The 18,480-nt window shown below is 57.1% G+C and carries 15 protein-coding genes; 13 read left to right on the top strand and 2 right to left on the bottom strand.

The window, feature by feature from the left end; all coding sequences use genetic code 11:
* The first annotated feature begins 198 nt into the window (after positions 1-198).
* The 13 genes from AC13C0_RS05195 (at position 199) to AC13C0_RS05255 (ending at position 15,192) form a co-directional block, all read left to right on the top strand.
* Complete coding sequence (locus AC13C0_RS05195) at positions 199-1,374, top strand: ShlB/FhaC/HecB family hemolysin secretion/activation protein (RefSeq protein WP_117617344.1); 1,176 nt, start codon at positions 199-201, stop codon at positions 1,372-1,374.
* Between the two features lie 90 nt (positions 1,375-1,464).
* Positions 1,465-3,018: a glucan biosynthesis protein G gene (locus tag AC13C0_RS05200; RefSeq protein ID WP_117617343.1), complete on the top strand. Its 1,554-nt coding sequence runs from the start codon at positions 1,465-1,467 to the stop codon at positions 3,016-3,018.
* 18 nt (positions 3,019-3,036) lie between these two features.
* Positions 3,037-3,285 carry a hypothetical protein gene (locus AC13C0_RS05205; RefSeq protein ID WP_117617342.1) on the top strand — a complete coding sequence of 83 codons (249 nt, stop codon included), beginning with the start codon at positions 3,037-3,039 and terminating at the stop codon, positions 3,283-3,285.
* Positions 3,278-5,389 carry a glucans biosynthesis glucosyltransferase MdoH gene (gene mdoH, locus AC13C0_RS05210; RefSeq protein WP_482954040.1) on the top strand — a complete coding sequence of 704 codons (2,112 nt, stop codon included), beginning with the start codon at positions 3,278-3,280 and terminating at the stop codon, positions 5,387-5,389. The genes AC13C0_RS05205 and mdoH overlap by 8 nt, the downstream gene beginning before the upstream one ends.
* A gap of 340 nt (positions 5,390-5,729) precedes the next feature.
* Complete coding sequence (locus AC13C0_RS05215; protein WP_482954041.1) at positions 5,730-6,410, top strand: GntR family transcriptional regulator; 681 nt, start codon at positions 5,730-5,732, stop codon at positions 6,408-6,410.
* A gap of 157 nt (positions 6,411-6,567) precedes the next feature.
* On the top strand, positions 6,568-7,455 hold the full coding sequence (prpB, locus tag AC13C0_RS05220) for a methylisocitrate lyase (RefSeq protein WP_117617339.1): 888 nt from the start codon (positions 6,568-6,570) through the stop codon (positions 7,453-7,455).
* A gap of 157 nt (positions 7,456-7,612) precedes the next feature.
* Complete coding sequence (gene prpC / locus AC13C0_RS05225) at positions 7,613-8,743, top strand: bifunctional 2-methylcitrate synthase/citrate synthase (protein ID WP_117617338.1); 1,131 nt, start codon at positions 7,613-7,615, stop codon at positions 8,741-8,743.
* Between the two features lie 169 nt (positions 8,744-8,912).
* The gene (gene acnD, locus AC13C0_RS05230) at positions 8,913-11,510 is read left to right on the top strand and encodes a Fe/S-dependent 2-methylisocitrate dehydratase AcnD (protein ID WP_482954042.1); all 2,598 of its coding nucleotides are present in this window, start codon (positions 8,913-8,915) and stop codon (positions 11,508-11,510) included.
* Between the two features lie 174 nt (positions 11,511-11,684).
* Positions 11,685-12,854 carry a 2-methylaconitate cis-trans isomerase PrpF gene (prpF, locus tag AC13C0_RS05235; RefSeq protein WP_341582096.1) on the top strand — a complete coding sequence of 390 codons (1,170 nt, stop codon included), beginning with the start codon at positions 11,685-11,687 and terminating at the stop codon, positions 12,852-12,854.
* 203 nt (positions 12,855-13,057) lie between these two features.
* Positions 13,058-13,315, top strand: a complete 258-nt coding sequence (locus AC13C0_RS05240; protein WP_273073053.1) for a type II toxin-antitoxin system RelE family toxin — start codon at positions 13,058-13,060, stop codon at positions 13,313-13,315.
* A complete protein-coding gene (locus AC13C0_RS05245) occupies positions 13,312-13,692 on the top strand; it encodes a helix-turn-helix domain-containing protein (RefSeq protein ID WP_117617335.1) in 381 nt (126 codons plus the stop codon). The genes AC13C0_RS05240 and AC13C0_RS05245 overlap by 4 nt, the downstream gene beginning before the upstream one ends.
* Before the next feature lie 123 nt (positions 13,693-13,815).
* Entirely contained in the window at positions 13,816-14,043 is a 228-nt protein-coding gene (locus AC13C0_RS05250) for a hypothetical protein (protein WP_482954043.1), read from the top strand.
* Between the two features lie 294 nt (positions 14,044-14,337).
* Positions 14,338-15,192, top strand: a complete 855-nt coding sequence (locus tag AC13C0_RS05255) for a THxN family PEP-CTERM protein (protein WP_482954044.1) — start codon at positions 14,338-14,340, stop codon at positions 15,190-15,192.
* A gap of 110 nt (positions 15,193-15,302) precedes the next feature.
* On the opposite strand, the gene AC13C0_RS05260 is transcribed toward AC13C0_RS05255, so the two are convergent.
* The gene (locus tag AC13C0_RS05260) at positions 15,303-16,118 is read right to left on the bottom strand and encodes a PEP-CTERM/exosortase system-associated acyltransferase (protein ID WP_339750337.1); all 816 of its coding nucleotides are present in this window, start codon (positions 16,116-16,118) and stop codon (positions 15,303-15,305) included.
* Positions 16,119-16,234: 116 nt separating this feature from the next.
* Positions 16,235-17,857, bottom strand: a complete 1,623-nt coding sequence (locus tag AC13C0_RS05265) for an FAD-binding oxidoreductase (protein ID WP_482954045.1) — start codon at positions 17,855-17,857, stop codon at positions 16,235-16,237.
* Positions 17,858-18,480: the final 623 nt, after the last annotated feature.

Genomic DNA, 18,480 nt, shown 5'->3' on the forward strand with positions numbered 1-18,480 from the left:
GGAGGAAAGCGCAGTTGAGTTGGGATAGAATTGGACATGGGCGAACCTTGTTTAGCTTCTTCCGAAGCGTTATTGTCGTAACTCCCATTATATCAATGGGTTGAGCAAGGTTCGCCTTTTTTTATGAATTTTTCGGGTTAGATTAAGCGGCTTTCCTTTCGTGCTGTGGCCGGCGCTATCTGGCAGGACCTTATTACATTGAAATCGCCACTTTTAACCGCACTGTTGTGGTGCGTAGTCAGTCAGCCTCTCTACGCCGAAGACGGCGGCTCGTGGCTCCGCAACGGCTGGCAACCCTATTCGAGCAATTTAGCCGGCAGTGTGGACGCGTTCCGGGAGGAGCGCGAACACTGGTTGAGGTCCCGGCTGAAGTTTTCCGGCAAGACGGAACTGAACAGTGATGGCATCGATGGCTCTGTGGGCGTGGCCGCAGACAGACTGCTCGGTCAGAGTGATGCCATTGGATTCGACTACCGTGATGCCCGATCCTATAGGAACGAGACCGATTCCAGTGCCGCGTCATTCCGTTATCGCTTCCCGGCAGGGGCGAATCAGTTGCGGATTGAGGCGGGGAGCTCTCGTTACGAGTACGCTGCCAGCAATGCTGGCAGCCGCTTTAACGCCAGCAGTAAATCCCGTGTGCTCGGTCTGGGGGCGAGCAGACCGCTGTTCTCCCGGTTTGGCATGGCCTTTGATGGCATCGCCCGGCATCGGGGGCGAGACAGCGTATTCTTTGAGCAAGACAGCCTGGTATCAGAATCGCGTTACCAGGTTTCGTCCATTGGCCTGGAGGCAAGCGGAGGTCATGAACTGGCAGCCGGCCTGGTTGCCAACACCCGAATTCTGGCATTGAGTGGCCGCGAATTCCTCGCAACCGATTATCCGTCGCATGATGACATGGCAGATGAAAAGGAGTTCTACAAGATCGCCGTGTCCGCTTCTGTTGAGCAGGAGCTGTTCCAGTGGAACTGGCGGGTGAACGGACGGTATCAGTTTGCGGATGAAGATCTCCCGTCGTCGGAATACCTGACGGTCGCCGGCCCGTCCATGCTCACCGGATTCAATGGCCAGACCGTTTCTGTGTTCAGGGGCGGCTGGCTGCGAATCGATACCGCCAGCCCCGCGTGGCCCGTGCCATTCGTGGATGGCGTATTGTCCACTGTGAACTTTGCCGTGTTGCAGGGCTGGGTTCCCGATTACGGGGTCCAGACAGCCCGCCACGGTAACGCCAGTGCCGGTCAGGTCTCGGTGAAGATGCAGGGCCGGGCCTTTACCGCCAACGTCAGCGTGGGCCGGATGATCCGCGCCTCCACCATGGCCCTGACAATGCCCGATTATCCGGACGTGCGGATCTCGCTGTCCATGGGGATCTGACCCCGAGTCTTAAGAAGTTGTCACTTGAGTAAGTTTCGACCGCTGGTGTTACATTACTATTCTACGGAATGTTAATGGGGTTGGAGAACCATGCGCTCAGGGACAAGATTGCTCACGCTGCTTTTGTTGCAGTGCTCTCTCTATACCGGAACCGCTCAGGCTTTTAAGTTTGAGGAGGTAGTCGACAAGGCCAGGGCCCTGGCCAACGCCAAGTATGAGCCGCCACCCGAGGTGCCGGGATTTCTCAGAGATCTGGATTACCAGAACTATCAGGCCATTCGGTTCAATCCCGAGGCGAGTCTCTGGCGTGAAGGTCGTTCCCGTTTTCAGGTCATGATGGTGCCACCCGGCAATTTCTACACTCACACCGTGCAACTGAACGAAATTGACGCGGATGGTGTAGAGCCCATCCCTTTTGACAAGTCTGCCTACAGCTTTCCCGACAGTGACCTTGCCAAACGAATACCCGCCAATCTCGGTCACGCCGGTTTCAAGCTTACCTATCCTCTGGGCGACGGAACGGAGCAGAACCAGTTCCTGGTTTTTGCCGGAGCAAGTTACTTCCGGGGAGTCGGGGCGGGTAACCGGTTCGGGCTCTCCGCCAGAGGCATTGCTGTGAACACGGGCTTGCCCTCCGGCGAAGAGTTTCCCTCATTCGTTGAATTCTGGCTTGAGCGGCCCGGCGGCGGCAGTGATCGTATGCGGGTATACGGGTTGCTGAATGGCCCAAGCGTGTCCGGCGCCTACAGCTTTGATATACAACCCGGGCCCACTACCCGGATTGACGTCACGGCCGAACTGTTTTTCCGGAATGCAGTGGAACAGCCGGGCCTTGCGCCACTCACTTCCATGTTCTATTACGGCGAAAATACCGCGCGTCCGGTTGGGGAGTGGCGGCCACAGGTTCACGACTCAGACGGCGTGTTGATTCACGACGAGGGCAGTGGCGAGTGGTTGTGGCGTCCCCTGATCAATCCCTCCCGCCTGCGCCTCAGTTACCTGCAGGTGAATCGCCTGGGCGGCTTTGGACTGATCCAGAGAGATACGGCCTTCCACCAGTTTGAGGACGCAGAAGCCCGTTACGACCTGCGTCCCAGCGCCTGGGTATCACCCCGGCCAAGCTGGTCCAATGGGGAAGTGGTACTGGTAGAGATCCCCACGAATTCTGAAACCAACGACAACATCGTCGCTTTCTGGAAACCGGGGGAAGACGCGAGTGCCGGCGCTCACCACCAATTTGCCTATACGCTCAGCTTTGGTAGCAGTGACGTGGCTGGTCAGGATACCGGACGGGTGGTGAAAACGTTCGTGGGGGATGGTAGCCGCACCGGAGGCGGCGACGCAGAGAATGCTTACCGAATCATTGTTGATTTTGCCGGCGGACCACTGGAAGAACTCAAACCGGACGCGGCGGTGATCAGCAACGTCAGTGCAGGGGGCGGTGGCGAAGGCTTTGAAATTATTGAGCATTATGTCGAATTCATTGAGGCGGACAAGAGCTGGCGTCTGTCCATGCTGGTGCGGCCTGGTAAAGGAAAGGATACGGTTCTTCGCGGCCAGTTACTGCTGGATGACAAGCCCCTGACGGAAGTCTGGACCTATCTGTTGTTCGAGGCTTCCAGGGCCACTCAGAACAGATCATGAAGGGAGGGAGCCCTGATCATGCCCGAGATCTTGTGTCAGCAAGCGTTGGAAAGGGTACTTACCTACCTGGATGACGATGGCGTTGAATTGACAACAGACGCCTGCAGGCAAGCCCTTCGCCTCCTGGAAATGTCGATGGCTCAGGGCGCCGGGCCGGACCTGCCCGCCCGGTGTATCGACAGCATTCCCGGTTATTTCGAGCGTCCCCATGAGAGCATTCCGGACGCCAGCCCACCACTGAAGCGCGGGCACATCGGCTATGACTGATATAGCCAACAGGGAAGCCACACTGGCTCGGAGACGTTCCGGTGGTTGGCGAAGAGTCGCTACGTTCAGGCGACTGCTGCTGACCATTTTCGTGGTGGGGCAAACCCTTACAGCCTGCTATTTTCTGCTCTGGGTTTTACCTTACCACGGGGGCACCAAAGTCGAGTTGGGGCTGTTGGTGCTGTTTGCGCTGCTGTACATGTGGATTGCCGTTGGCTTCTGGACGGCCGTATTTGGTTTTCTGCTCAGACTGATGGGTGGTGATCGCCACAGCCTGCTGAAGCGACATGCCGGGAAGGAGCTGGAAGCGACACCGTTGGCCCGAACGGCCATTATCATGCCGGTCTATCACGAGCCCGTGCACTGGACTCTCAGCGGGCTCAAGGCGGTGTATCAGGACCTTGAACGCTCCGGCCATCTGGACCAGTTCGAATTTCATATTCTCTCGGACAGCCGCGACCCGAATGTCTGGCTTGAGGAGCAGGCCACCTGGTATCAGCTGTGCCGGGAGCTTGGGGCAGAGGGGCGGCTGTTTTACCGCCGGCGCCGGGTGAACCTGAACTTCAAGAGCGGTAATGTGGCGGATTTTCTGCGCCGCTGGGGCCGCCGCTATCGTTACATGGTGGTCCTCGATGCCGACAGCCTGCTCAGCGCAGACACCATCGTGCGCATGGTGCAACTGATGGAACGTGAGCCGAAGGTTGGCATACTGCAGACCGCCCCCTCCATCATCAACGGCGAGTCACTGTTTGCCAGGGTGCAGCAGTTTTCCAACCGCCTCTATTCCACCCTGTTTGCCACTGGTCTTGCCGCCATTCAGATGGGCGACGCCGCTTTCTGGGGACACAACGCCATTATCCGGATCAAATCCTTTATGGATCATTGTGGCCTGCGCAAACTGCGTGGGTTCGGCCTGTTCCGGGGGGCCATCATGAGCCACGACTTTGTGGAGGCGGCCTACATGGGCAGGGCCGGTTACGAAGTCTGGCTGGAGCCGGGCCTTGGCAACAGTTTCGAGGAGTCTCCGCCAACGCTGTCGGACGAACTATCCCGTGACAACCGCTGGTCCCGGGGGAATCTCCAGCATTTGTGGATTCTGCTGTTGGGGCGCCGGCTTCGACTGGCCCACAGGATGGCTCTGTTGAACGGGGTCATGGCCTATCTGGCTTCGCCCCTCTGGCTGGCGTTCCTGATTCTGACCACCGTGGAAGCCGTACAGATGACAGTCGCCAGAATCGACTACTTCCCGGAGGGGCATCAGGGTTTGTTCCCGCTCTGGCCGGAATGGCGACCGGAATGGGCGCTCGGCCTTGCGTTAAGCACTCTTTCCCTGCTGTTTATCCCGAAATTCCTGGCCATTCTGGACGCGGTTATTCACGGTACTGCCAGGCAGTTTGGCGGGGTTTTGAGGCTGTTTATCAGTGTGCTGGCTGAAATCGTGGTTTCGGTCCTGCTCGCGCCTATAAGAATGATGGCTCACAGCCGCTATGTTATTGGCGCCCTGTTGAACCTTTCGCTGAGCTGGGCTGGACAGAACCGCACACAGGAGACCTCCTGGCGGGACGCCTTTGTTACCCAGCTTCCCGGAATGTTGGTCGCGGCAGGCTGGTCCGCCTTTGCCTGGAGCCTGGACCCCATCTTCTTCCTCTGGTCATTGCCGGTTGCTATTCCACTGGTACTGGCAGCTCCCACGTCTGTGTTGCTGAGCCGGGTGGGCGCAGGTCAGGCGCTGCGAACCTGGGGCATGCTGCTGATACCGGAAGAACGAGTGCCCGTTAAGGTGTTGGAAGACGCCCGTGCAGCCAGGCGCAACGGCGGTAGAGGATCAGTGTTAACGGCGGTGGAAGCTGCGGTGGTACGGCCCCGGCTTAACCGGCTCCATCAGGCGCTTGCCCGCAAGGTCCGCCTCGCCAGAAGGGCGGAGCTGCTGGCGCCCCTGGTGGCGCGCTGTGGCAGCGACGGCCCCGCCTCATTGTCGCGAAGCGAACTCAGCCAGTTATTCCGAGACAGGCAGTCGCTGGCGGAACTGCACCAGCTTGCCTGGCAGGCTCCGCCAGACAGTTTCTGGGGCCGGCGCATCACTTTGCTAGGCAGAAACCATTGAAGCCGGACGGCCAGGTGCTGACAGACACCTGGCCGTATCAGTACACGCCGCCGCCTGAGCAATAGAGGGCATAGCCATGGAAAAACAGGAAAAAAACAGAAAGAGCGACGGGGCTCTGTATTTCATCTCCTGGGCCCAGGCGGGTGCTTCCTGTTTGTGGTGCTGATGATCATCAAAACCCTGTGTGACCACGTCAGCAATCTGAGAGCGGTGGGGGAGTTACTGGGTAAATGAGCTTGCATTTGTCAACAAGTAATCAGTCTTAGCTCAAAGGATTGTTGACAATACTTCGTTTCAGGCGTAGTTTTTGGATAACTACGGTCAATATTGTTAACAAAGTATGTCTGAAGCCATTGTTCAAACCTACACTCGCGCTGATGAAGCCTTTGATTGTCTGCAAACGGCTATTGTGAAAGGCGATCTCATCCCCGGCGAGAAAATCGGCGAAGTTGAACTCTGCTCCCGATTCAATCTTACCCGTGGCCCCTTGAGGGAAGCCCTTGGCCGACTTGAATCCCGTGGACTACTGGTGCGCCGCCCGCACGCCGGAGTAAAGGTGGTTTCGGTGAGCGCTTCGGAACTGATGGAACTTTACCGGATCCGGGAAGTGATGGAGGGCCTGGCAGCACGCCAGGCCGCCGAGCGCATGACCGACCAGGAAATTGCGGACCTTCAGCGCACCCTCGACACCCACGAACAGATGATTGAGGAAGCTCAGGGGCAGGCCTATTATCAGGCTGAAGGCGATTACGACTTTCACCACAGGGTTGCCACCGGCAGCCGCAACACCAAACTGGCCCAGATGCTACTGGGTGATCTTTACTACATGGTGCGGATGTACCGTTACCGGTTAAGCACCTCCACCGGTCGCCCCCATCGGGCGCTGGGTGAACACCGCCGTATCGTCGAAGCGATTGCGCAGCGAGACGGTGAGCTCGCCGAATTTCTGATGAAAAGACACATCAACGCCGCCCGCCTGAACATCGAGAAAAAAATCCAGGAAGGCGAACTGACAATCTGAAAAAGGGGTCTGACTCGAAGTGTGAAGAAGGGTCTAACTCCGAGTTTGAAAAAGGGGTCTGACCCCGCGGGGTCAGACCCCAACTTCACGCACCAAATCAGCAGGCTAAAAAGGGGTCTGACCCCAAGTTCACAAACAACCAAGAGAGGCCAACACCATGTCCAAAAAACTCAGCCCAGGCGCCCGTTTCCGCAAGGCCCTGAAAGCAAACCAGCCCCTGCAGATCGTGGGAACCATCAACGCCTACGCCGCCATGATGGCCGAGAAAGTCGGTCACCAGGCGATCTACCTGTCCGGTGGTGGTGTGGCCAACGCCTCCTACGGCCTGCCGGATCTGGGCATGACCTCCATGAACGATGTGGTTGAAGACGTTCGCCGCATCACCGCAGCCACCGACGTTCCGTTGCTGGTCGACATCGACACCGGCTGGGGCGGCGCCTTCAACATCGGCCGAACCATTCGCGAAATGGAACGTGCCGGCGCGGCAGCGGTCCATATTGAAGACCAGGTTGCCCAGAAACGTTGCGGTCACCGCCCGAACAAGGAAATCGTCTCCCAGGAAGAAATGGTAGACCGTATCAAAGCCGCGGTTGATGCCCGTGAAGACAAAGACTTCTTCATCATGGCCCGTACCGATGCCTTCCAGAAAGAAGGCCTGGAAGCCGCCATTGAGCGTGCCAAGGCCTGCATCGAAGCCGGTGCAGACGGTATTTTCGCCGAAGCGGTTACCGAGCTTGAACACTACAAGGCATTCTCTGACGCCCTGGATGCACCCATTCTGGCCAACATCACCGAATTCGGCGCCACGCCGCTGTATAACCGCAAAGAGCTGGCCGATGCCGGCGCCGACATGGTGCTGTACCCGCTCAGCGCCTTCCGCGCCATGAACAAGGCCGCCCTGACGGTTTATCAGAACATCCTGGAGAAGGGCGACCAGAAGGACGTGGTTGACCTGATGCAGACCCGGATGGAACTGTATGATTTCCTGAACTACCACGACTTCGAGCAGAAGCTGGACCAACTGTTCCAGCAGAGCAAAGGTTAAAGACTGAAAATGGGGTCAGATGAAAACGGGGTCAGATGAAATTTTCATCTGACCCCATGTTGAAGCTGAAAGTGGGGTCAGACCCGGTTGGGTCAGACCCCGAATAATGATGGGTCAGACCCGGTTGGGTCAGATCCCGAATAATGGGGAGACAACAATGGCTGAAGCAAAACAACTGAACGGCGCCGGCCTTCGGGGCCAGGTGGCTGGTGAAACCGCATTGTGTACCGTTGGCAAGAGCGGCGCAGGCCTGACTTACCGCGGCTACGACATCGCCGATCTGGCAGAAAAGGCCCAGTTCGAGGAAATCGCCTACCTGCTGCTGCGCGGCAAACTACCGAACCGCCAGGAACTGGCTGCCTACAAGACAAGGCTCCATGGCCTGCGTGGCCTGCCGGCTGCCCTGAAAACCGTGCTCGAGCAGATTCCCAAGGATGCGCACCCGATGGATGTGATGCGTACCGGTTGTTCCATGCTGGGTATCCTGGAAACCGAACAGGATTTCAGCGAGCAGGACGACAAAATCGACCGAATGCTGGCGATCTTCCCGTCGATCATTACTTACTGGTACCGCTTCGCCCACGAAGGCGTGCGCATTGAAACCGACAGCGATGTCGATTCCATCGGCGGGCACTTCCTGGAACTGCTCCACGGCAAGAAGCCCAGCGAGCTGCACGAGCGCGTGATGAACGTGTCGCTGATCCTCTACGCCGAGCACGAATTCAACGCCTCTACCTTTACTGCTCGTGTGTGCGCCTCCACGCTGTCGGACATCCACAGCTGCGTAACCGGCGCCATCGGCACCCTGCGAGGCCCGCTGCACGGTGGTGCCAACGAAGCCGCCATGGCGCTGATCCAGAAGTTCAAAACCCCGGACGAAGCCGAAGAAGGCCTGATGGGCATGCTCGAGCGCAAGGAAAAGATCATGGGCTTCGGCCACGCGATCTACAAGGATTCCGATCCGCGCAACGCCATTATCAAACAGTGGTCCAAAAAGCTGGCAGACGAAGTGGGGGATACCGTGCTGTACCCGGTGTCCGAGCGCTGCGAAGCCGTCATGTGGCGAGAGAAGAAGCTGTTCTGCAACGCGGATTTCTACCACGCCTCGGCCTATCACTTCATGGGCATCCCGACCGAACTCTTCACCCCGATCTTCGTGATGTCCCGCGTCTCCGGCTGGACCGCCCACGTGAAAGAGCAACGCGAAAACAACCGCATTATCCGCCCAAGCGCCGATTACACCGGCCCGGCGGATGCAAAGTGGGTGCCGATCGACGAGCGGCCCTGAGGGAGTGAAAAAGGGGTCTGACCCCGTGGGGTCAGACCCCAAGTTCAGACCGCGAACTCCGAGTTATGAAGTAGGGGTCTGACCCCAAGGGGTCAGACCCCATGTTCACAGTACGGGGTCATGACCCCAAGGGGTCAGACCCCATGTTCACACCACCGAGTTGCTGACCATGAACACTGAATACCGCAAGAATCTCCCAGGCACCGACCTGGACTATTTCGACACCCGCCAGGCTGTGGAAGACATCCAGGCCGGCGCCTACGACAAACTGCCGTACACCTCCAAAATCCTGGCCGAACAACTGGTTCGCCGCTGCAATCCCGAGGCACTGACCGATTCCCTCAAGCAGCTGATCGAGCGCAAGCGCGACCTGGACTTCCCCTGGTACCCGGCGCGAGTGGTGTGCCACGACATCCTCGGCCAGACCGCATTGGTGGATCTGGCAGGCCTGCGTGATGCCATAGCAGAGAAGGGCGGTGACCCCGCCAAGGTCAACCCGGTGGTTCCCACCCAACTGATCGTGGATCACTCCCTGGCCGTTGAGCACGCCGGTTTCGAAAAAGACGCGTTCGAAAAGAACCGTCAGATTGAAGACCGCCGTAACGACGACCGTTTCCATTTCATCAACTGGACCAAGACCGCGTTCAAAAACGTCGACGTAATCCCCCCGGGCAACGGCATCATGCACCAGATCAACCTGGAGAAGATGTCCCCGGTGGTGCAGGCTCGTGATGGCGTTGCTTACCCGGACACCTGCGTAGGCACCGACAGCCACACCCCGATGGTTGATGCCCTGGGCGTGATTTCCGTGGGTGTGGGTGGTCTGGAAGCGGAGAGCGTAATGCTTGGTCGCGCTTCCATGATGCGCCTGCCGGACATCGTGGGCGTGGAACTGACTGGCCGACTGCAGCCGGGCATTACCGGGACCGATATGGTCTTGGCCATCACTGAATTCCTGCGTAAGGAGCGCGTAGTCGGCGCCTACCTGGAATTCTACGGCGAAGGCGCTGACAGCCTCACCGTCGGCGACCGTGCCACCATCTCCAACATGACTCCGGAATACGGCGCTACCGCCGCGATGTTCTATATCGACGGCCAGACCATCGATTACCTGAAGCTGACCGGCCGTGAAGACGACCAGGTAGCCCTGGTAGAAACATTCGCCAAGGAAACCGGCTTGTGGGCCGACAGCATGAAGAACGCCGAATACGAGCGCGTGCTGAAGTTCGACCTGTCCAAAGTCACCCGTACCCTGGCCGGACCCTCCAACCCCCATGCTCACCTGCCCACTTCCGAGCTGGCAGAGCGCGGCATTGCCGGTGAATGGGAACAGGAAGAAGGCAAGATGCCGGATGGCGCGGTGATCATCGCTGCCATCACCAGTTGCACCAACACCAGCAACCCCCGGAATATGGTGGCGGCAGGGCTGATTGCCCGCAACGCCAACAAGCTGGGCCTGACCCGCAAGCCCTGGGTAAAAACCTCCCTGGCGCCCGGCTCCAAAACGGTGAAGATGTACCTGGAAGAAGCCAGCCTGATGCCAGAGCTGGAAACCCTCGGTTTCGGCGTGGTGGCCTTTGCCTGCACCACCTGTAACGGCATGAGTGGCGCCCTGGATCCGAAAATCCAGCAGGAAATCATCGACCGGGATCTGTACTCCACCGCGGTGCTCTCCGGAAACCGGAACTTCGACGGCCGGATTCACCCCTACGCCAAGCAGGCGTTCCTGGCGTCGCCGCCGCTGGTAGTGGCCTACGCCATCGCCGGCACCATCCGTTTCGACATCGAGAAAGATGCCCTGGGCTATGACAAAGACGGCAACCCCGTCACCCTGAAGGACATCTGGCCGGATGATGCGGAGATCGATGCCATCGTGAAATCCAGCGTCAAGCCGGAGCAGTTCCGCAGCACTTACATTCCGATGTTCGACATCACCCGGGATGCCCAGGCCAACACCAACCCGCTATATGAGTGGCGCCCGCAGAGCACCTACATCCGCCGCCCGCCGTACTGGGAAGGTGGCATGGTGGGTGAGAAAGCCCTCAAGGGCATGCGTCCGCTGGCGGTGTTGCCGGATAACATCACCACGGATCACCTGTCGCCGTCCAACGCCATCCTGATGAACAGTGCGTCTGGTGAATACCTGCACAAGATGGGTGTGCCGGAGGAAGACTTTAACTCCTACGCCACCCACCGGGGTGATCACCTGACTGCCCAGCGTGCCACCTTCGCCAACCCGAAACTGTTCAACGAAATGGTCCGGGATGAAAACGGCAACGTGAAGCAGGGTTCGCTGGCGCGTATCGAGCCGGAAGGCAAGGTCACCCGCATGTGGGAAGCCATCGAAACCTACATGGAGCGCAAGCAGCCGCTGATCATCATCGCCGGCGCCGACTACGGCCAGGGCTCCTCCCGTGACTGGGCCGCCAAGGGCGTGGCACTCGCCGGTGTCGAAGCAATTGTGGCCGAAGGATTCGAGCGGATTCACCGAACCAACCTGATCGGTATGGGCGTGATGCCCCTGCAGTTCGAAGAAGGCACCACACGCAAGACCCTCGCCCTAGACGGCACTGAAACCTACGACGTAGAAGGCACCCCGGCGCCCCGTGCCGAACTGACGCTGGTCATCCACCGCAAGAACGGCAGCACCGAACGCGTGCCAGTGACCTGTCGCCTGGATACCGCCGAAGAAGTATCGATCTACAGTGCGGGTGGCGTGTTGCAGCGGTTTGCGGAAGATTTCCTGCAATCGGAAGGTGCTGCGTAAACAAGGGGTCTGACCCCGTGGGGTCAGACCCCATTTTCAAACTCCGAGGTCGGGGTTGAAGAAGGGGTCAGAAGAAAGCCTTCTTCTGACCCCATGTTCACCGCACCCATAGCATCGACAAAGGGGTCAGATGAAATTTTCATCTGACCCCGTCTTCACCAAGAGAGCAGAAAAATGACCCACGCTCCCCAAATCAAAATCCCCGCCACCTACATGCGCGGCGGTACATCAAAAGGCGTGTTCTTCCGCCTTCAGGACCTCCCAGAACCCTGCCAGACTCCAGGCGAAGCCCGGGACAAACTCCTGCTGCGCGTTATCGGCAGCCCCGACCCCTACCAGAAACAGATCGACGGCATGGGCGGCGCCACCTCCAGCACCAGCAAAACCGTCATCCTGGCCGAGCCCACCCAGCCGGACCACGATGTGGACTACTTGTTCGGCCAGGTCTCCATCGACAAGCCCTTCGTAGACTGGAGCGGCAACTGCGGCAACCTCACAGCCGCCGTGGGCGCCTTCGCCATCAACGGCGGCTTCGTCGCCAAAGACCGGATTCCTGAAAATGGCACCTGCACCGTGCGCATCTGGCAGGCCAACATCAAGAAAACCATCGTCGCCCACGTGCCCATCACCAACGGTGAAGTCCAGGAAACCGGCGATTTCGAACTGGACGGCGTGACCTTCCCCGCGGCTGAAGTGCAGGTGGAATTCATGGACCCGGCGGATGGTGAAGGTTCCATGTTCCCCACCGGCAATCTGGTGGACGACCTGGAAGTGCCTGGCGTAGGCACCCTCAAGGCCACGATGATCAACGCCGGCATTCCCACCATCTTTCTGAACGCCGAAGACATTGGCTACAAAGGCACCGAGCTTCAGGACGCCATCAACTCCGACCCTAAAGCCCTGGCCATGTTCGAAACCATCCGCGCCCACGGCGCCGTGAAGATGGGGCTGATCCAGAACATCAAGGAAGCCGCCAATCGCCAGCACACCCCGAAAGTCGCCTTCGTGGCCAAACCCTCCGATTACGTGTCATCAAGCGGCAAACAGATCGGGGAAGGGGATGTGGATGTACTGGTCCGGGCCCTATCCATGGGCAAACTCCATCACGCCATGATGGGCACCGCCTCTGTTGCCATCGCCACCGCAGCCGCCGTTCCCGGAACTCTGGTCAACCTTGCAGCCGGCGACGGAGATCGGACTTCCGTCACCTTCGGCCATCCATCCGGAACTCTTCAGGTTGGCGCAGAAGCCAGTCTGGTGAATAACCAGTGGACCGCCACCAAAGCCATCATGAGCCGCAGTGCGAGGGTGTTAATGGAAGGTTGGGTGAGAGTGCCTGGGTGAAAGTGCCTGGGTGAGAGTGCCTGGGTGAGAGTGCCGGGGGATTCGGTCTGACAGGACCTTAGTAAAGCCTGCATTTAAAGGCCGGGGTTGCCCCGGCTCTGCTTCGCCTGAATACTGGTCACCGGCCCCACTTTACCAATCAGGCTCGCTCGTTTTTCATTCCAAGTGTTGACCTACAGTAAACCTATTCGTAAACTTTCCGCATGTACTCACTGAAATACAAAAAATCCGCACTGAAAGCACTGAAGAAAGCCCCCAGGCCAGTAGCAGAAAGGATAATGTCCGAACTCGAAGCGATTGCGCTGGATCCAGACAACTACCGTGGCGACTGGAAGCCGATGAAAGGAAAGCCTTATTGGCGCCTTCGTCAGGGTGGATACAGGGCGATTTGCAGTTTTGATAATGGTGAGCTGATTTTACTGGTATTGAAAGTCGGCGCCAGAGGAGATATTTATAAATGAGCGTGCAGATTATTGAAAAATCGGGAAAACCCGAATACGCAGTCATTCCCTATGCCGAGTATCAAGAGTTGCTTGAGATGGCACAGGATGCGCGTGATATTCAGGATGCCGATGTTGCGATGGCTGAACTTTCCGCCGGAGAAGATGAAAGCATTCCTGCGGCTATCGCTAAGCGCCTCATGTCTGGAGATGAACACCCGCTGAAGATTTGGAGGGAATATCGCGGCTATACTCAGGAATCACTGGGCACAGAAGCCGGTATTGGCAAATCGTATGTGTCACAAATTGAGGCTGGCACCAAAACGGGTTCAACAAAAGTTCTCAGAGCGATTGCGAAAGCTTTGCAGGTTGAAATAGACGATCTGTTGGGCCGATAGTGAGTGATGCGCCTGGCTGGGTGAGAGTGCCAAGTACCCAATTGTCAGATGGCTGCTTACTGTAGTCATCTGCCGGATATATAGTAATGACTATACCCTATGACCATGGTGTGGCAATTTCTCGTGTCAGCTATATCAGCATGGGAAATTGCATTGCTTGTGGGGCGGGACCGGCTGACCCTGGGCATGAATCTCGATGACTGGCTTGAGACAGTCAGTGAGATTGAGGGGGTGCGGTTTGTGGCTTTGGATGAAGTCGAATCCGAGCGTATAAACATGTTCGATATACTCCGGTCCCGGGTTCCTGGCGTCAGCATAATTTACGCACTCGGAAGTCAGTCTGCTGTTTAACGGCATTTTTAATTCTGTAATAACTATAAATCGATCTCTTTAAATGTTTTTGTTCTAATCGACCCTGCTTACATACCTCTCCAAAAAATACATAGCGTGGAAGACGATGCATTTACGCTCCTTCAATGTCGAAGATACTTACACCTGCATCTCCACATCCACCAGGCCGAAATTTTAAGTTTATGAAAGATAATCAGTTTAAATATTTGGTATGGATGATGCGTGTAGCTATACACCGCTGACGTGCTTGCCTGAATTCCAGCTGCCAGCGTTCACCTTCAAGGAGAGATAACTATGAACACTGCACTCAAAAGAACGCTTTTATCAACGCTTGTTGTGCCATTTGCGCTGGGCGCGGCATCTGCCAGCGCGGATCTGATTACCACATGGGATTATACGGTCGACAGCAATTTCTCCAACGCGATATTCACTAATAAAGGGAGCGCCAACCCCGGTACCCAGGATACTAGCGACCCAAATGTGATTTCATGGGGTGGAACAACAGCTGCGAGTCGGTCGTCTGTCTCGATTACCGATGTCGATTCCACAACGGATGGTACGCTTCCAAAACTTGTAACCAATGGGGTCTCCGTAGACGGTGGCGTATTTACCCATGATAACAACACCATCAATTCGAGTTTTGATACGCTGCTAACGTTTGACCTGACCTCCACGCTCACCCTGAATCCGCTTACACCGATGGGTGTTGGCAGTACCGAGGTGCTGCCCTCGATTACCTTCAACAGTCGCTTTACGGAAACGCCAAACAACCCGGGCAGTGGGTCCTGTGCCGATGGATTAGCCCAGCCCTGCGGTGACATTTTCACCCTGACCGACATTGACGGTTTGGGCCCCTATACCGGTGGCGCCCTTCCCCCACAGCAGTTCACCATGGAGGGCTACGTCTACTCGGTGTTCCTTGATCTCGCTGGGCTGATGACGCTGCCTGATACTGCCTGTGCGGCTGCGGGGGCTGCTAACGGATGTCTTGGTCTTCTGACTCCTGAGGGCGGCCCCAACTCTTTTGAGACCTCGTTCCGTATCGAGGCTACACCGGTTAGCGTACCTGAGCCAGGCACCCTGGCGTTGTTGGGCCTGGGCCTCGCCGGACTTGGCCTGTCACGCAGGAAAAAAGCAGCAAAGGCATAACGTCTGAGCAGTTATAGTGCTTAGATGAGAGTGCCGGTAGAATAAAGGCCCCCGCCAACAAGCGGGGGCCTTTTCAGTTCGAGCGTTTCCCTAAGCCGAAATCGCCAGGTTCAGTTCGGTTTTGCAGGCAGGTACCGTCCGGCGTCTGTAATCAGCGACCAGACATCCGGACGACGCCTCCTGATACCGTCAATCAGTGACGCTGCCTCGGTGAAGGCAGGGCGGCGGAGGCCGTGATACTCCAGCACCGGTCCCACGTGATCAAACTCCACACCAAACCGCTTTAACAGGCGCAGCTGTGCCGGCTCCATGACCGCCATCCAGTGGGTGATGCCATGCCTGACCGACATCTGGAGAATCGCGGCGAAAAGCCCCAGGCTGATGTAGGGCATGGCGCGTTTGCCATTTTCCGAATCACTGTAGCAGACAGAATCGCTGGTGCCAGAGGCCGATTCGCCCTCGTTGAGACGGCGCCGAAACTCCCGGCTGACCGCCATCCGGGATATTTCTGCGATCTGCGCGCGGGGTGCGGCTGCAAATGCGTTCCGTGCCTGTTGGCCCATCCGGTGGATGCAGTGGCCTTCCATTGGAAAATCGCCCTGTTCCGGGTTTTCCGGGTGGTCGCCCGTCATAACGAGACGAACGGTGGCAACGCTGTCTCCCGTTATCCGGTGCCGGATCAGCGCGTGTGCGGATCGCGGATCGTAGGCATCGTGCTCGCGTTTATCAGCGAAGCAATCGGGGTCCTCGAAAGGCCGGTCAATACAATAAACCTGGTACCGAAGTTCGAAGACCTCGTTAACCACCTCTGGAGACGTCGCCAACTCGACCTTGAATACTGAGTTGAAAATAGTACTGACGTCTTTGTGAGTTTGTTGGTTATCTGTGTTTTCTGTTTCATGCCGAAGTGCAAACCCTGTGTTCATTTTCAGGTCCTCATTCCTTCCCGCTCAGGGGTTGTTATGGCGATAGTCGCAGTGAAAGAAAACGCCGTTTAACCAAACTTGACGGCGGACTACGGGTGTATCGAGGTTACCGCTCATCAGACCTCGGAATGCTTGATCCCGGGCACGTAACGTCCCGGCGCCAGGATGAAATTGGGGTCGACCGCAGCTTTCAGTTGACTGGCCAGTCTGGAGAAAGCAGAGCCACTGGTATTCAGGGTGCTCATCGCGTCGATGTTGAGGCGGTAGGGCAGGAAGCCTTGTTTCTGACCGGCTTCGTACAGGGCGCGATAACAGTCATTCGCCCGCGCTGTCGCCTTCGCGTCACCGCGATCAAACAGAAGGGGAACGGTAGAGTCGAAGCAGCGATCATTTACTGTCGTCAAGGTAATGAGCGGATTAACACCATACTGCGGGCAAATTCGTTCAATCATATCGACATAGCGGCGAACGTCTTTCCCCCGTATCGGAACCAGCGGCGCGAACCATATAAGCCCACAGCCATCCCGTGCGGGGTTTTTGGGCTGCCCGGTCTCGGGCAGGGTACCCGAGCGCCAGTAAGCCAGCGCCAGCGCAACGTCGTTGGGGGTGCCATGCATGATTTCCAGCGCCCCCGAGAGTGTATCCGCCATGCCCTGGACCCGTGTTGCCAGCCTGCCGGGTAGCATGCGGACAATAGTCCGCGCCAGGTCAACTTTTCGCCGGTTGATAAAAACGAGACGGTCGGTTACCGGGCCCAGAAGCCGCCGTAGCGTGCGTCGGGCCGCTCGGGCAACTTCCTTTGAGGCATAAATCGCACCAACCCCGCTCCACGCAGGAACGCCATGACGGTTGGCGAGATTTTCGACTTCGTGAGCCGGCAGAACACCATCAATGGCCCTGTCTTCAGGGAAGGGCGTCATCATCGAGAGCATGCGTTGGCTGTTGAGCAGGTTAATCGCCACAACCGAACCGCCGAGCGCTCGCAACACTGCCCTGACGGTGGGCACCAGCGCTTCCAGCCTGGCGTCCTCTTTGGTGGAAAAGAAAAACGCGGTCACGGTGTCGGGTGCTGGCGCAAGGGCGATGGTCATATTCACAACCACGCCGAAATTCCCCTGGCTGAAAAGCCCGTCGAGATAAGGGCCCAGGCCCCATTTGAAAAGCCCGTCCACTTCCGCACCGCCAAGCTCGCTGAGCGGCGTCCGGTAAAGGGTGCCGTCGGGCAGGATCGCTTCAATCTTTGTCACCGCCGCAAAATGGTCGGTAATCGGCGTGATGCCGTAACCTCGCTCAAGCGCATTGCCAAGAATGCTGCAAGTGGGGCCCGCGCCGGTCACCGGAACGAGATAATCGCCCTCATGGTTATCAAGGAAGTCCCTCAGGGCACCCTGGGTTACGCCGGGCCCAACCGTGACAACGCCCATTTCAGGATCAAAACCGGAAATGCTGTCAAGCCGGCTCAGATCAAGGATGACGCAGCCGTCTTCAACCGGGTTGGCACTGCCATAGCCCCAGTTATTGCCCCTGCTTACGGGATAGACCGCGACCTGCCAGCGTTGCGCAACCTGAAGAACCGCGGCGACCTGCTCCTGGTTCTCTGGGCGGAGCACAGCCGGAATAGAGCGTTTTGCTCCTATTGTGGAGGCGCCAAACTCTGCTGAGCCAGCCACAACGACGCCGGATTCACCCAGAATGGCGGCCCATTCGTCAATGGCAGATTCGATGGTGGTGCGAGTCACTGGTATTTCCACGGGTTATCGATAACTTCCATGAATGCTTCGTTAGCGTTTGCTTACGGGTTGTTCATTAATTGCGCGAAGATTATAGGCGAGATAAGGTTGGCAAAACCATGTTGTACCATTACGGCTTTGAAAACGATTTACTTTAAAGAACTGAAGTGCAAACAAGCAGTTGAAGTAAAAATAGAGAAATGCGGCAGGGGCCTGTTCATTAAAACAATTTAACCAAGGTCGGGGTCGGTTCGCACTTATTTTATAAGTTATTGAATTATAACAAAATAAAAAATTTATTTTAGGAAGATGTAGTTGATGTAAACAGATATTTAAAATTAACAGATGTGCACAAGAGTGTGTAAATAAAATGCTACAAATATCGGCTTTCTGGTTGTCAGTTTTATTTACATTCTTTAGAAAAGTGTAATTCAGGCTTAACATTATGCGTTTTTAAGCCTTTGTTGATGACGGCTCGCTGGTTTTTGTTTGAGTAGACCAAGTCAGGCCTGGTTGGTAAACCAGATCCGGGACCCGGAACCGAATGGTGCCCGGCATTTCTCGCTGTATTTTGGCGTTGGTGTCGGGTGCGCTAATCTGTGGTTAGAGGACACCAAAACCGAAGGAGCCAC

The sequence above is a fragment of the Marinobacter sp. B-21 genome (genome assembly GCF_056857895.1).